Here is a 15,014-nt window from a genome sequence, read left to right on the forward strand (position 1 = left end):
CCTATGAAAGCCTTAATCGTGATTGATTTCACTAATGATTTTGTGAATGGCAGTCTCCCTGTAGGAGAGCCGGCTGTCCTGATTGAGCCTGTGGTATCCAAGATGACCGAACAATATGTTCGCCAGGGTGATTTCGTGGTCATGGCAGTTGATATGCATGAAGCAGGAGATCCTTATCACCCGGAGACCCGGCTTTTTCCGCCTCACAATATTCGGGGAACCGAGGGACGGGAGCTTTTTGGTTCCTTGGGGCAGGTATATGAGGATCATAAGCAGCAGATTTATTGGATGGATAAGACGCGTTACAGCGCTTTCTGCGGAACAGACCTTGAACTGCGGCTTCGCGAACGGGGGATTAAGGAAGTTCATCTGATCGGGGTGTGTACAGATATCTGTGTGCTGCATACCGCAGTGGATGCTTATAACAAAGGATTCAGAATCACCGTGTTCGAGGATGCTGTTGCCAGCTTTAATGAAGCAGGACATCACTGGGCACTGGGGCATTTCAAAGGCAGTCTTGGTGCTGAAGTCAAGCACAGTGAACAAGCCTAATTAACTGTCTGCACTTGAGGCAGGAAGCGAGAGGAAGAGAGACATGCAAACCAATAGCTTAGCGCTTCATACCGATAAATATCAGATCAATATGATTTATGCACACTGGATGAATGGAACCCATTTAAGAAAGGCCGTCTTTGAGGCTTATTTCCGCAAGCTGCCGTTCGGGAACGGATATGCTGTATTCGCCGGGCTTGAGCGAATTGTTAGCTATATTAACAATCTGCACTTCACGGAACAGGATTTGGCCTACTTGGCCAAGCAGGAAGAGAATTACAAGCCGGAATTTCTGGATCTGCTCCGCAGCTTCAAATTTCACGGAAGCATACACTCCATGCGTGAAGGTGCATTGGTATTCCCGAATGAGCCACTAATTCGTGTGGAAGGCAATATTATGGAGACTCAGCTTATAGAGACTGCAATACTTAATTTCATGAACTATCAGACCTTGATTGCAACCAAAGCTTCCCGAATCAAACAGGTAGCAGAGCAGGATGTGCTGCTTGAATTCGGAACCCGCAGAGCCCAGGAAGCGGATGCCGCAGTCTGGGGAGCACGGGCTTCATACATATCCGGATTCGATGCGACCTCCAATATGCTCGCAGGTGAATTGTTCGGAATTCCGACCAAGGGGACCCATGCCCATTCCTGGGTACAGCTGTTCGATAATGAACAGGAAGCCTTCGAGATGTACGCCAAAGCTATGCCGGATCAGGTTACCCTGCTGGTCGATACTTTTGATACCCTGAAGAGCGGAGTTCCTCATGCCATTCAGACAGCGAAGCATCTGGAGTCTATAGGCAAACGAATGGTTGGAATTAGACTAGACAGCGGGGATTTGGCATACTTGTCCATTCAAGCCCGCAAAATGCTGGATGAAGCAGGTCTGGACTATGTGAAAATAGTGGCATCTAATGATCTGGATGAGAATACTATCTTCAACCTCAAAGCACAGGGAGCCAAAATTGATATTTGGGGCGTAGGCACCCAGTTGATCACTGCGGCAGACCAGCCAGCCTTGGGCGGAGTCTACAAGCTTGTTGAACGAGAGAAGGACGGCAAGATGGAGCCTACGATCAAGATCTCGGGGAATCCGGAAAAAGTCACAACCCCAGGCAAAAAGGAAGTCTATCGCATTATCAGCAGCGGCAGCAACAAGGCCATTGCGGATTATATTAACCTTCCTCATGAGGAGAATCCTAAGGCAGGCGGCAAATTGAAATTGATTAATCCGCTGCATCCTTACCTCCAGAAGACCGTTAAGCATTTCAATGCTGTTAAGCTGCTGGAACCGATCTTTGTAGAAGGGAAGCTTGTCTATGAGCTTCCAACGCTTGAGCAGATTCGCGATTATCATAAGGAGCAGATGCAGTTGTTCTGGCCTGAGTATCTGCGTAAGCTGAACCCTGAAATATACCGGGTCAGCTTAAGCCAGGAGACCCTGGATATGAAGCAAAAACTGCTTGAGGCGTATTTGGAACCTGACCTCGAGGAATAGACGGTTCCCGATTATTTCTCGGGAAAGCGCAGGAAATTCGGAAATCCAGCGTAACTCGACATGGATCATTCGAGAAGCGGGGATTAACGGGGGATTTTGACATTAAATCTAGCGAGTTGTTCAGGAGGAAATCACATGGATGCTTCTTTTCGCGCATTTCGGGTACACCAGGATGAGCAGGGGTTCCGCGCTCTTGTGGAGGAGATCGGGCAGCAGGATCTCCCGCAAGGAGAAGTCCTGATCAAGGTACAGTATTCCAGTGTCAACTATAAAGATGGTTTGGCAAGTATTCCAGAAGGCAAAATTGTGCAGCGGTATCCGTTCATTCCGGGGATCGACCTGGCTGGCGAAGTGATTGAGCCAGGGAACAGTGAATTTAGGCCAGGAGATCAGGTGCTCTGCACAGGATACGGGCTTGGTGTGTCGCATGAAGGCGGGTACGCCGAATACGCAAGGCTGCCGGCCGAATGGCTAGTCCGCCGGCCGGACGGCCTCTCGGCCAAGGAAGCCATGGCCATTGGCACGGCCGGCTTCACAACGGCGCTCTCGGCGGAGCTGCTGCTGCGCAGCGGGCTTACGCCGGAGAAGGGCCCCGTTCTTGTCACCGGGGCCACCGGCGGTGTGGGCAGCATGGCCGTCGACATCCTCTCGAAGCTGGGCTTCGAGGTGACGGCCAGCACAGGCAAAGCCCCGCAGGAGGCGATGCTGCGGGACTTGGGCGCGGCGGGCGTGATCTCGCGCGCCGAGCTTGCTGCAAGCGCGGCCAAGGGCGCGCTTGGCCGGGAGCAGTGGGCCGCCGTGGTGGATCCTGTCGGCGGCCCGGGCACCGGTGAGCTGCTCAAGGTGATCCGGTATGGCGGAGCTATCGCCCTGTCCGGTATGACGGGCGGCGGTAAGTTCGACGCCACCGTGTATCCTTTCATACTGCGCGGAATTCAGCTGCTGGGGATTGACTCGGTCATGTGTCCGATGCCGCTGCGCCAGAAGCTGTGGGATCAGCTCTCCGGGGAATGGAAGCCGGAACGGGTTCTCAAGCGGGCAATCAGCGAGTTCAGCCTAGAAGAGCTGCCTAGGGCGCTTAAGGTCGTACTCGCCGGGGAAGCGGTAGGTAGACAAGTGGTAAGACTCGGCTGATTCAAGCCTAATCTCAATCTAATGCGAAAACACTTCTGTCTCTATTGACAGAAGTGTTTTGTGTTATGCCGTATTATTTCTTGTATATTTCACGCATGACATGGCGCAGCTCCGGAAGAATGATCCGCTCCATCGCCAGCTTAACCGCACCTTTAGAGCCAGGCATAGAGAAGACGGCCGTAGTGCCGATTGTACCGGCAATAGCCCGGCTCAAGATGGCTGCAGAACCAATATCCTCGGTGAAGCTTAAGTATCTGAATATTTCTCCAAATCCGGGCAGTTCCTTGTTCAGAAGACTTCGGACTGCTTCATAAGTCGTATCTCGCGGAGCGATGCCGGTACCTCCGGTTAGGAGAACAGCTTCTATTGCCGGATTTGCGGCCGCTTCTCTAAGCAGCTGACGAATATCATCATAGTCATCCTGAACGATCCGGTATCCTTCGATCACATAACCGTGCTCTTCAAGCAGGCTTTTCATTAGCGTGCCGCTGCTATCGGTTTCTGGAGTGCGGGTATCCGATACCGTGATAACCATACATCTGACAGAGCGTGGAGCTTCACTGCGGTGTTCATCTACAGATCTGAGCATAGTAACCTTCTCGCTTTCTTGTTGAGGAATTTAAGAGAGTTATAGATGGGCATATCCTATTCTAGCACAAACTATAGACTTACCCTAAAAGGAAGAGTCTTTACCTCTCATCGATCCTGTCGCTTGCATCCATAATCTGCATGTAGTAAACTCGCTTTCAAGGTTTATTGACAAGGGCGGAGGAGAAATGATGAACGTGGAACAACAACAAGTGATACCTGTGTATATTTTATCCGGATTTCTGGGCAGCGGTAAGACGACACTGCTTCAGCAGCTCATTACTTACTGGAAGAATCAAGGCCTTAGGCCAGCTGTAGTTATGAATGAAATTGGAGATGTGAACCTGGATGGTCTTCTTGTGGAAGAGGAAGTTCCCATGGCTGAGATGCTTAGCGGGTGTATCTGCTGTTCCATTCGTGCGGACTTAAGCAGTGAAATGTCCGAGCTGATCGCCAAGGAAAAGCCTGACGTGGTCGTAATTGAAGCCACAGGCGCAGCTAACCCGATGGAGGTTCTTGATGCGGTTGCAGAGGTCGCGCTTTATCAGAAGCTGGAGATCAAGCCGATGATTACGGTCGTGGATGCACCTCATTTACTTGAACTGGCGAGAACTCAGAAGGGGAAGACCTACCGGCTGATGCAGGAGCAGATTCGCTGCGGATCGGTGCTGATTTTGAACAAAATCGATAGAGTGGATCAGGAAGAGGCGGACGAGCTGCGCGGGCAGCTTGCAAGCTGGAACTCTTTTGCAAGGATTATTCCGGCTGTGAAGTGTCAGGTTAATCTGTCTGAGCTGCTCCAGTTCCAAGGCGGTCATCAGGAGTCCGATCACAGAGAGCATGATCACACTCATGCCTCGCATGAACATGTCACCGTGTATACGCACTACTTCCGGTCTGCCGTAAATAGTGAATTGTTCGAGCAATTCATCAAAGAGCTGCCAAGAGACATCTACCGGGGCAAGGGGGTCCTGACATTCTCGGATACTTCCAGCCGTTTCTTATTTCAGTATGCTTACCGTGAATCGGATTATATGAGGATTAACCCACAAGGCAATATACCGGATGTCGCGGTGTTTATCGGGGAGCATTTTGACAAGCAGTTGCTGGCAAGCCGATTGATAGAGCTGGAGGAAAGCGTAAAATCCTCTGGTAGTATCTAGGAATTTGGCAGGGTCTCGTTTCAACTGGGACGGAGTACGGTAATTACATAGTAAGAAAATCGAGCATATTCGAGAACAAATGTTCAGGAGGATTGGTTATTATGACTCAAGATCAACAATATCGCGAATTTATAGATGCCAGCCTGGAGTGTATGAATGCTTGTAATTACTGTTATGTCTCTAGCTTGAAGGAATATGAATTAGCTTCGCTAAGAGACTGTATCCGTCTTGTGCGGGAATGTGCTGACATTTGTATGTTTACAGCTGATGCCTTATCTCGTGGAACCATTTTTGCAAAAGAAATTATGGAGCTGTGTGCCAAAGCATGCGAAGCATGTGCCAAGGAGTGCTCTCAGCATGAGCATGATCACTGCCAAAAGTGCGCCGATGCTTGCAAGCGGATGATTGAGCTTAGCTGTGTACATAGTGCCTAACTGAACTCACTGACATGGCAGTAGACACCACCAGGCAGCCAGCGCAGCCGGGGATAGTCCATCGTCTCCTATACACCTAACTTCCACAGAGTGGAAGGAATCTGGATGATCCGTGAGGATATGTAAGGATTTCTATAAATATGGACGGACCTGCTTCTTCCATTCTAACTCAGCTGACCTGAGCTAATCTTTTGACGGTATAGTCCGTTTTACCAACAAAGGAATTGTCTTTATACTTGATCTTGTGGGTTCATTGCTCGCAAAGAAACGAAAGAGGAGATGGCATACTTGGCTTATGATGAAGTGTTGGAACGCCGAAGTGAAATGTTGAGACGACGGATTGGCGAGATGATCGTCAAGGAGAACCAATATGGATTAGGAAATCAAGAGGGTCATTTTCTACAGCGTATGATTCGGGAATGGCACCAAACCGAGTTTGAAATGAATGGCAAAACACTGAGTTAATGAGACCAGGCCGGCAGATCGTGATTTATGCGATTTGCTGGCCTGGATTTTTTTCATAGAAGAAGTAGCAACCCGAGATAAATATACGGAAAATGGCCATTGTAATTAAGATAAAACATCTTGGGCGAAACGTTCGATGAACCGCCGTGCACTCTTGGTTAAATATCGTTCCTTTAGCCACACTAAGCCTACGTCCGATTGAAAATGAGCATCCGATAATTGTACCGTTCGGATCTGGGGAATAGGGAATGCACTCATGACCGACTCCGGCAGTACGGTAGCGCCGATTCCAGCAGCAACAAGGGCTATAATAATGGCCACACTGGAGCATTCGCATATGATATTGGGCTCGAATCCATGTCTTCTGCATTCCTGCAGGACTTGTTCGTGCATGCGTGTGGTCTGATCTGTCTTCAGGGTGAGAAAGGGCAGGTCCGCCAACTCACGCATATTCATGGTCCGGAGACTGCCTGCCTGGAACGATTCGCTTGGAACGACAGCAACATAAGGATCCGAAGGAAGAGGCAGAACCTCGAATTGTTCATTCAAATCTGCTTCAAAAGGAAGCCGGGCGACGATGAGTTCAATCATGCCTTTAGCCAGCTGGTCACCCAGTAGAAAGTGATCTCCCTCCATAATCTTGAATGTAATCTTGGGATACTGTTCACGGAATAATTCAATAGGACGGGGGAGCAGGGAAATACAAGACACTACAGATCCGATGGATAGGGAGCCTTGGATCCCTTCGTTGTGTTCCTTCACTTCCTTTATCGTTTCGTTGAATTGGAGCAGGAGCGATTCAGAGCGTTCCTTTAATAGTTCTCCTGACGGAGTAAGACGAAGAGTCTTTCCACTGCGGTCAAAAAGAGTGACACCCAGCTCCTGCTCAATCAGCTTGAGCTGTCTGCTTAGTGGAGGCTGCTCCATGTTGAGCACTCTGGCTGCCTTTGTAATCTGACCTTCTCTTGCAATAGCAAGAAAATAACGCATTTGTCTCAAATCCATAAGGTCCGCACTCCTTATATACTTAAAAAGTATGGAATTCCGATAAAATTGATCCTTTTCAATATGTATGAAGTAATGATAACATTTAATTAATTAATGTGCAGCAGTGAAGGAGCGTTATGAGATGACCTATACAATCACGATTGAAGAAAGCAGCAGCAAGAAACAAAAGCCAGCCGACCATGAACTCGGATTCGGTAAATACTACACGGATCATATGTTCATTCTCGATTATGACAAAGGTAAGGGTTGGCATTCCCCGCGGGTTATTCCTTATCAGCCCATCACACTCGACCCTGCAGCCAAAATTTTCCACTATGGACAAAGTGTCTTTGAAGGTCTAAAGGCATATCGCACTAATGATGGCCGTATCTTACTGTTCCGTCCAGACCGGAACTTCAAACGTCTGAATCTGTCCAATGCCAGACTCAGCATACCTGAGCTTGATGAAGAACTTGCCCTGGATGCCCTGTTGAAACTGCTCACGGTGGATCAGGACTGGATTCCTTCATCCGAAGGAACTTCGCTCTATATCCGGCCCTTTATCATTGCAACAGAGGCTGCTCTTGGTGTAGCGCCTTCGACTCAGTATAAATTCATGATTATCCTTTCCCCAGTAGGATCTTATTACGAAGAGGGAATTCATCCTGTAAAGATTTATGTAGAATCCGGATATGTCCGGGCCGTTGCCGGAGGCGTTGGTAATGCCAAGACGGCCGGGAACTATGCTGCTGGACTCAAAGCCCAGGAAGAAGCATCTGAGAAGGGATACTCTCAAGTTCTGTGGCTGGATGGCGTGCATAAGCAATATATTGAAGAAGTAGGAAGTATGAATGTATTCTTCAAGATTAACGGCAAGGTGATTACTCCTGCTCTGAATGGAAGTATCCTGGATGGCATTACACGAAATTCAATCATCGAGCTTCTTAAGCAGATGGGAATCACCGTTGAAGAACGGCAGATCTCCATGGAAGAGATTTATCAAGCTCATCAGGAGGGGACTTTGGAAGAAGCCTTTGGAACTGGTACTGCAGCAGTAATCTCTCCAATTGGTGAACTGCATTGGCGTGATGAACAGTTAATCATTAATCAGGGAGAGACAGGCGAGCTTGCAGGCAAGCTGTATGAGACACTCACATCGATTCAGCTTGGCCGAATTGAAGGACCTAAGGGATGGGTTGTTGAGCTGCCTAAGTCCTAATTCATGATGCATTTAGGGGGTGTTCCAGCAGCCATTTCCTGGCTCTGGGACATCCTTTATTGTATTTCTGTCTTATAATGGTTTGATTGCGTAATACATCCTGCTATGATAAATGGAATGATATTGTAACTTGAAGGATGGTTCGTCATGAAGAATATAAATGGAATGGACAGTGGACAGGCCAAAGAACTCTTTTCTTATTTCGGCTTGGCCGTATATTACTCTCAGGCTCTTGAACAGCAGCTTGCAAACTTAATCATGCTGATGAAGGTGGCTGATGGAAAGGTTCCGTCAGAAGAAGATTTCACGGTGCTATTCCAGCTTAAGCTCAGCAGTTCGCTTGGTCAGCTGGTACGGGAGATCCAGCATAACTTCTCTTTTTCCGAAGAAGAGACAGAGCAGTTAACCCGGTTATGGAAGCAAAGAAATTACATAGTTCATGATTATTTCAAGGAACGGATCCATGAGACCTTTTCCCAGGTTGGGAGGGCGGCCATGATAAAAGAGCTTAAAGCTTTCAAAGATGAAGCTCAGGCTCTCGAATTGAAGCTTCAGCGGTATTCACGTCATCTGTATGATCAGGTGAAGGTGGAAGATTAATGCAACATTTTCCTCTTCAGTGCCGTTAAGAGGGTGGAGGTGTTTAGGAATGAAAAATAAAAGTAAAGCCATAGCGGCACTGGCCTTGAGCTGTTCTTTGATGGCTGTCTCCTCGGCTTCGGCCTTCTCGGATGTTAAGGGGCAGGACTCTGAGGTCATCAAGTCGCTGCAAAGCAAGAAAATTATACAGGGAATAACCAAGGATAAGTTCGCCCCACAAGGCAAGCTTACGGCCGCTCAAGGGATTCATCTGGTTGTGAAAGCGCTCCAGCTCAAATCGGACTCGTCTGCACAGCTGGACAAAGGTGCAGCATGGTATGCAGAATCGCTGAAGATTGCGAAGGCAAATGGAATTCCGGTAGACTTGGCAGCAACTCCATCAACGGAACTGACGAAGGAACAATTCGCCCATATTTTGTACAAGGGAATCCGGGCGACCGGGGAGTATCCTCTTATCAAGATGTACATCCAGGTGGCTGATGACAGCGAAACAACACCGGATTATCAGGGCAGCATTCAGAACCTGCTGCTAATGAAGATCGCTTCACTAGACAGCAGTCAGAAATTCCACCCGAAGGATAAAATCACTCGGATGGAAGCCGCACTGATGGTCTATAAAGCCGCTGAATTCGTGGATAACCATAAGGCTGCTCAGAATGAGGCTCAGCAGGTATCTTTCTCTATCGAGAAGGTTAATGATCAAATTAACAGAGTAGTCCTTACACGTGCGCAGCAGCCGAATCCTGGATACGGAATCTCGATTGAGAAGGTGGATTTCACTGCTGAAGGGACGGCCGTAATCTATTACAAGCTTGAATCTCCTGATCCTGACAAGATGTACCCTCAGGTGATTACGGATACGAAGACAGAGACTTATCTCAGCAGCAAATATAATGTTGAAATTGCATTATCTAAATAAGCAGAGTTAGTAATGCTTATAAATAAGCAAAGTTAATAATGCTTATAAATAAGCAGAGTTGAACTTGCTTAATAATAAGCTAAGTTAAACTGCTTATAAATAAACAAAGCCGCCCCTGGATACAGGAGCGGCTTTGTTTGGCTTATGACCCCCTTGGTACGGGGTCTAAGACTATAGGATGCTGAGTTCCAGGCGCAGCCGGAATTTCGGCAGAAGATCCGAGCTGAAGCTGATACATTTGATGATATTTGCCGCCCATGGCGAGAAGCTCGTCATGGGTTCCTTGCTCCACAATTTCACCCCGGTGCAGCACCAGAATTTGATCTGCACTGCGGATAGTGGAGAGGCGGTGCGCGATAATGAAGGTTGTTCGGCCTTTCTTCAATACCTCAAGCGCAGACTGAATCAGCGCTTCGGTCTCGGTGTCGATATTAGCAGTGGCCTCATCAAGAATAAGAATAGCTGGATCGAAGGCCAGTGCCCTCGCGAAGGAGATAAGCTGGCGTTCCCCGGCAGACAGGGTGCTTCCTTTCTCAATGACAGGTTCATCTATGCCTCCTGGAAGATGGGACAAGATGCGCTGTGCTCCGACATCTCGCAGAGCCTTCTCTACGGTCTCTCTGGATATCCGCTCATCCCCTAGACTGACGTTAGAGGCAATAGTTCCCGTGAACAGGTAGGGATCCTGCAGTACGATCCCCATATGCTGGCGAATCCACTGTTTTGGTAGATCGGTAACAGGAGTGCCATCAATGGTAATTACGCCCTTCTGAGGGTCGTAGAATCGAAACAGCAGGTTAATGATTGAACTCTTGCCTGAGCCCGTGTGTCCTACCAAGGCTACCGTCTGTCCCTGTTGAGCTGTAAAGTTGATATTTTTGAGCACATAATCCCGTTTGTAAGCGAAGGAGACATCTTTAAATTCAACATTCCCTTTATAACGCGGCATAGATCCGTCAGTTACCTGCTCACCAGGTTCGTTCATCAAGGTGAAGACCCTGCCGGCGGATACCATGGAAGAATCGAGCGCGGCCAGTTGATTGACCATCCCGGTGATCGGCTGGAACAAGCGTCCAAGGATATCCACAAAGGCATATAGAACACCCAGGGACACTACGCTTGCTCCTCCGAGCGCGGAAGAACCGAAATACCAAAGTATGATCGCAAACGTTCCGCTCCGTAGTACATTAACCAGGTTGTGAGAGGTAAATGCATTCAGATTTAGCATCTTATTCTGATGCTTCATGTAATCATCGTTAAGGGACTCGAATTCTTCCGTGGTCTGTTTCTGTCTCCGGAACACACGAATAATGGACATCCCTTGAATGGATTCATTAATGATCGCATTAATCTCACTCAATCTGGAACGGATAATCGTATTGTAGCGGGTGGCAAATTTCCGATACAGCACCACCCAGATAACCAGGATCGGGACGATGAACAGACAGGTAAGTCCAAGGCGGGCATCCAGCAGGAACAAAGCGATATAGACCCCAATGATATTGATAATTCCTGTGAAAAAATTAGAGAGTACCGCAATAAATAGATCCTTTACTGCTTCTGTGTCATTCGTGACCCTGGAGACGACCTTGCCTGCAGGCAGATTGTCGAAGAAGTTCACGGGCAGCCGCTGGATATGCGCATAGACATCCAGACGAAGCTTCTGAATAACACGGTTGGCTGAAGACTGCAGCCAGTAGGTTTTGCCGAATTCCATCACGATCGCAATGGCTAGAAAACCAAGATACCAGCCTAGCAGCTGAACGATACCGGGGAACTCGGGCTTGTAGAACGAATAGATCTCATCATTGCTAAGCTGTTTGGCTGAGTAAGTATCGGTCTGTGATCCATGTGTAATGGAAAGCTTCCCATCTTGAAAGGATCTATCACCGTCCTTGGCTGTTACCCCGCCAAAAGCCATTACATAACCGCTCCCAACCTGAAGGATGCGAACTTCCTGCCCTTTTGGCTCTCCAGGACTAAAACGGTCTTCTCGCTTATAGAGTTCGTTATTGTACGAGACCGTGTAATCATCTTTGGTCTGAGTCTGGAAGTAGGACTTCTCAATGGCCAGTACATGATCGTCGATCATTGTCCTGGCGATGAAGGGGCCTGCAAGATCTGCTGCCACTCCGATCGCGAGCATGATTAATGCCAGAATAAATGTTTTCTTGGCGGTTAAAGCGTATTTAAATAAGGATTTTCCTGTGCTTGTGTGCAATTTAGGACACCTCCCCGTCTGAAAGATTGGATTCCACCTGCTGTCTATCGTACTGTTCACGGTACCAACCGCCTTGGGATAACAGCTCTTCATGGGTTCCTTGTTCAATGATTTGTCCTTTCTCCAGGACAATAATGTGATCTGCGTGTTCAATGGCAGAGAGGCGATGAGTGGATATCAGTGTGGTCTTTCCGGAACGCTTGCTCCGGATATTCTCAATAATTCTTGCCTCTGTGCGCGCATCGACCGCTGATAATGCATCGTCGAGTATCAAAATCTCAGGATCTGCGATGAAGGCTCTGGACAGTGAAACTCGCTGCTTCTGTCCGCCGGACAAGGCGACGCCTTTCTCACCAACAAGCGTATCCAATCCATCGGATAACGTCTGTAGATCCTGATCGAAGGCCGCCGTGTGGATTGCTTCCAAGATTGTCTCGTCTGATGCATCTTTAAGACCGAACTGGATGTTCTGGCGAACGGTCTTGGAGAAGAGGATCTGTTCCTGCGGCACATAACCAATCCAGGAATGCAGCTTCTCGGCAGGAATATTCTCAAGGGGGACGCCAGAGATCAGAATTTCACCAGTACCGAGCGGATATTCATGAAGAAGCTGCTTAAGCAGAGTAGACTTCCCGCTGCCGGTTCTTCCAACTACGCCGAGTGTTTCCCCTGGGTGAAGATTAAGGTTGATTTGATTCAAATTATCTACGGAGGATGTTGGATAGCGGAAGGTAACATCCTTGAACTCAATACGTTCAGGTTGTGAGACCTCGGCAGGTGTAGATTTATCCTCAACATCCGGTTTGGTGTACAGAATCTCGTTTACACGGTCCAGAGAGGCGCCGCCCCGCTGCATGACATTGATCAGCTCACCAATGGCGAACATAGGCCAGATCATCATCCCGAGGTACATATTGAAGGAGACAAGTTCTCCAAGTGTAAGCTCATTATGAAATACAAGATATATCCCGTAGGCAAGGCCGATGGCGTAGCTGATACCGACACATAACCGGATCGTAGGTTCAAAAAATGCATCTACCCGGGCTACGGCAAGGTTCTTCTCGTAGACATCATTCGTGATGGATTCAAATCTTTTCTCATCATTACGTTCTTGTACATAGGCCCGGATTACCCGGATCCCGGCTACCGATTCAAGCACCTGGTCATTCATGTCTCCGAAAGCATCCTGTGCAACCGTGTACCGTTGGTGAATGACTTTCCCATAAATGCTCATGGCGAGTGCAATGAAGGGAAGGGGAATAATGGCGGCGAGAGTCAGCTTCAGACTGATTATAGTACTCATTGCGATGAAGATGACGGCCAGGAAGATGGTGGAATCCGTCAAGGTCAGCATGCCGAATCCAGCCGTCTGTGCCACCGAGCGAAGATCGTTCGTCGCCCGGGCCATCAGGTCTCCAGTCCGATTCCGCTCAAAGAATGGTGGTGTCATCCGAAGCAGGTGGGCCATAAATCTGGATCGCAGCAGCCGCTCCACCAGGTTAGATCCGCCGAATAGCTCGCGCATCCATATGTACGTAATGAAATAAATAAAGACAAGCATTCCGAGAATCATCAGAATATAACGCGTAAGTGATGTCCAGGAAATAGATCCGTTGACAATCTCGTCAATTGCATTACCCAGAAGACGGGGCGGCGCAAGCTCGGCAACTCCTGCTACGATCAGCAGAACCAGACCCACGGTATAACGCCTTTTTTCCCTTCGGAAAAACCAGCCCAAATTCCTTAGAACTGAGAACATAGGGTTCCCTCCTTTAGTTTCAATAAAGTTAATTTGCTCAGAAATAACACTGCAATTTCACGGGAAAACAAAAAAGGCATATCGTCCGTAAACGATATGCCTTCCTATTCAGGTTCACATAGCACGCGTACGTTACTTGAGCACAAGTAACCGCCGCAGAACAAAGTAAGATGCTCCAGGAGCAAGATTCCAGTTCAGCTAAAAGCCAATTCCGATCATTGCAGGGTTACTTCCGGTATTCAGTTGTTGTGACTTTGCCGCATATTGAGGAGCGGTCATGAGTTGATCTTTAAACACCGTGTTCACCCTTTCTTTTGGAAATTTGTTCAAAAATGTTCGTACGCTGACGATTTTATCACCCGGTTCGGAAAATTGTCAAACTTAATTTTGTTTATGATCTAATAAAGGACGTTTGGCATTCCGGGGCTCATGGTCTACAATGGTGTATGAGGGCATTAAGGAATACCCTAAGGTGTTCCACTTCAGAGAGAGAACGAAGGAGATGAACTGATGATCCACGTTACCGATTCAGCAGCAAAGTGGTATAAAAAGGAGTTGGAGCTTCAGGAGGGGCAGGCGATCCGTTTCTTCGTTCGCTACAGTGCCGGCGGCCATATTCATCCCGGATTTTCCCTCGGTATTGGCGTAGAGAATCCCGCTTCACCCGGATGTGTGATAGAGGCGGAAGGGATTAAGTTCTATATGGAAGAACAGGATTTGTGGTATTTGGAAGGATATGATTTGAAGGTGACTTACGAAGAATCATCCGACGATATCGCTTATGAATATGTGAAGGCCAAAGATAAGACAGCTTAATCCGTGCTATTCAAACATAGTAACAGGCCCGCTAATTGCGGGCCTGTTACTATGTTTGCTGTGAATCCGGGAAAGCGGGCTCCAAAGCGAAATTAAAGTCTTGAATGTCATATACCTGCACCTGTATTTCTGCCTCAATAATCCGACCAATCAATTCGGGCTGGTCGGTAAGAATGGGAGTGAACTCCTTAAGAGAAGTAAGTACAATAACCGTCTCTATAGGATCCAGAAATTCACCGTACTGTTCATTATCGAGAGCATTTACAATGGTAAGGGAGACAGACTTTCCTAAGAGAATGGAAGGGCTTTTGGACCAAGGGACGCTTAATGCGCGTTCAAGCTTTTTACGGTTCAAAGGCTCCTCTAAATAAGCGATCAGCTCGTTAATTTTGCTCTTCACGTAAAGATCGTCGCTCCGGTCGCCCATCAAAGGCTCAGAGCTGTTCTGAAACTCATATAGCTCCATGATTGTGGGATAAGGTACAATATATTCAACGGGTACTTCTGGGGCCGTAATCTCCCCATATATCGCTAACATCACCGCTTCAATAACAAATCGACGTGGCATGAGTTTCCTCGCATTCTTCAAATTATGCATTAGAGTATATCATAATTGTAATGCTAAAAAAACAGGGTGAATGCTTAAATCAGTTCTG

At 47.9% G+C, this 15,014-nt stretch carries 15 protein-coding genes; 10 read left to right on the forward strand and 5 right to left on the reverse strand.

Going from position 1 to position 15,014, the window contains the following annotated elements:
• The first annotated feature begins 3 nt into the window (after positions 1–3).
• The 3 genes from EJP77_RS13325 to EJP77_RS13335 all read left to right on the forward strand — a co-directional run bounded on the left by EJP77_RS13325 (position 4) and on the right by EJP77_RS13335 (position 3,187).
• Positions 4–552, forward strand: coding sequence for a cysteine hydrolase family protein (locus EJP77_RS13325; RefSeq protein ID WP_127199743.1), 549 nt, complete (start codon positions 4–6; stop codon positions 550–552).
• Positions 553–595: 43 nt separating this feature from the next.
• Positions 596–2,053, forward strand: coding sequence for a nicotinate phosphoribosyltransferase (locus tag EJP77_RS13330; RefSeq protein ID WP_127199744.1), 1,458 nt, complete (start codon positions 596–598; stop codon positions 2,051–2,053).
• A gap of 135 nt (positions 2,054–2,188) precedes the next feature.
• The gene (locus EJP77_RS13335) at positions 2,189–3,187 is read left to right on the forward strand and encodes an acrylyl-CoA reductase family protein (protein WP_127199745.1); all 999 of its coding nucleotides are present in this window, start codon (positions 2,189–2,191) and stop codon (positions 3,185–3,187) included.
• Between the two features lie 73 nt (positions 3,188–3,260).
• Here EJP77_RS13335 and EJP77_RS13340 read toward each other — a convergent pair whose 3' ends face one another.
• Entirely contained in the window at positions 3,261–3,776 is a 516-nt protein-coding gene (locus EJP77_RS13340) for a MogA/MoaB family molybdenum cofactor biosynthesis protein (RefSeq protein WP_127199746.1), read from the reverse strand.
• Positions 3,777–3,963: 187 nt separating this feature from the next.
• On the opposite strand from EJP77_RS13340, the gene EJP77_RS13345 reads away from it, so the two are divergent.
• From EJP77_RS13345 to EJP77_RS13355, 3 genes are all read left to right on the forward strand, one after another.
• Positions 3,964–4,938 (forward strand): CobW family GTP-binding protein, encoded by a 975-nt coding sequence (locus EJP77_RS13345; RefSeq protein WP_425464243.1) that lies wholly within the window; start codon positions 3,964–3,966, stop codon positions 4,936–4,938.
• A gap of 101 nt (positions 4,939–5,039) precedes the next feature.
• Complete coding sequence (locus tag EJP77_RS13350) at positions 5,040–5,372, forward strand: four-helix bundle copper-binding protein (protein WP_127199747.1); 333 nt, start codon at positions 5,040–5,042, stop codon at positions 5,370–5,372.
• A 288-nt stretch (positions 5,373–5,660) separates the two neighbouring features.
• The gene (locus EJP77_RS13355; protein WP_246021885.1) at positions 5,661–5,837 is read left to right on the forward strand and encodes a hypothetical protein; all 177 of its coding nucleotides are present in this window, start codon (positions 5,661–5,663) and stop codon (positions 5,835–5,837) included.
• 105 nt (positions 5,838–5,942) lie between these two features.
• Here the strand turns inward: EJP77_RS13355 and EJP77_RS13360 are convergent, their stop codons facing one another.
• Positions 5,943–6,842, reverse strand: a complete 900-nt coding sequence (locus EJP77_RS13360; protein ID WP_127199749.1) for a LysR family transcriptional regulator — start codon at positions 6,840–6,842, stop codon at positions 5,943–5,945.
• Positions 6,843–6,966: 124 nt separating this feature from the next.
• Here EJP77_RS13360 and EJP77_RS13365 point away from each other — a divergent pair, with 124 nt between their 5' ends.
• The 3 genes from EJP77_RS13365 (at position 6,967) to EJP77_RS13375 (ending at position 9,562) form a co-directional block, all read left to right on the forward strand.
• Entirely contained in the window at positions 6,967–8,043 is a 1,077-nt protein-coding gene (locus tag EJP77_RS13365; protein WP_127199750.1) for a branched-chain amino acid aminotransferase, read from the forward strand.
• A gap of 147 nt (positions 8,044–8,190) precedes the next feature.
• Positions 8,191–8,643, forward strand: coding sequence for a hypothetical protein (locus tag EJP77_RS13370; protein WP_127199751.1), 453 nt, complete (start codon positions 8,191–8,193; stop codon positions 8,641–8,643).
• A 49-nt stretch (positions 8,644–8,692) separates the two neighbouring features.
• Positions 8,693–9,562, forward strand: a complete 870-nt coding sequence (locus tag EJP77_RS13375) for an S-layer homology domain-containing protein (RefSeq protein WP_127199752.1) — start codon at positions 8,693–8,695, stop codon at positions 9,560–9,562.
• A gap of 142 nt (positions 9,563–9,704) precedes the next feature.
• On the opposite strand, the gene EJP77_RS13380 is transcribed toward EJP77_RS13375, so the two are convergent.
• Entirely contained in the window at positions 9,705–11,783 is a 2,079-nt protein-coding gene (locus tag EJP77_RS13380) for an ABC transporter ATP-binding protein (RefSeq protein ID WP_127199753.1), read from the reverse strand.
• A gap of 1 nt (position 11,784) precedes the next feature.
• The gene (locus EJP77_RS13385; RefSeq protein WP_127199754.1) at positions 11,785–13,542 is read right to left on the reverse strand and encodes an ABC transporter ATP-binding protein; all 1,758 of its coding nucleotides are present in this window, start codon (positions 13,540–13,542) and stop codon (positions 11,785–11,787) included.
• Between the two features lie 510 nt (positions 13,543–14,052).
• Between EJP77_RS13385 and EJP77_RS13390 the strand changes: the two genes are divergently transcribed.
• Entirely contained in the window at positions 14,053–14,358 is a 306-nt protein-coding gene (locus EJP77_RS13390) for a HesB/YadR/YfhF family protein (RefSeq protein ID WP_425464244.1), read from the forward strand.
• Positions 14,359–14,407: 49 nt separating this feature from the next.
• On the opposite strand, the gene EJP77_RS13395 is transcribed toward EJP77_RS13390, so the two are convergent.
• Positions 14,408–14,926: an ADP-heptose synthase gene (locus EJP77_RS13395; protein ID WP_127199756.1), complete on the reverse strand. Its 519-nt coding sequence runs from the start codon at positions 14,924–14,926 to the stop codon at positions 14,408–14,410.
• Positions 14,927–15,014 lie beyond the last annotated feature (88 nt).

The sequence above is a fragment of the Paenibacillus zeisoli genome, assembly GCF_003994465.1.
In the GTDB taxonomy this organism is placed as follows: domain Bacteria; phylum Bacillota; class Bacilli; order Paenibacillales; family Paenibacillaceae; genus Fontibacillus; species Fontibacillus zeisoli.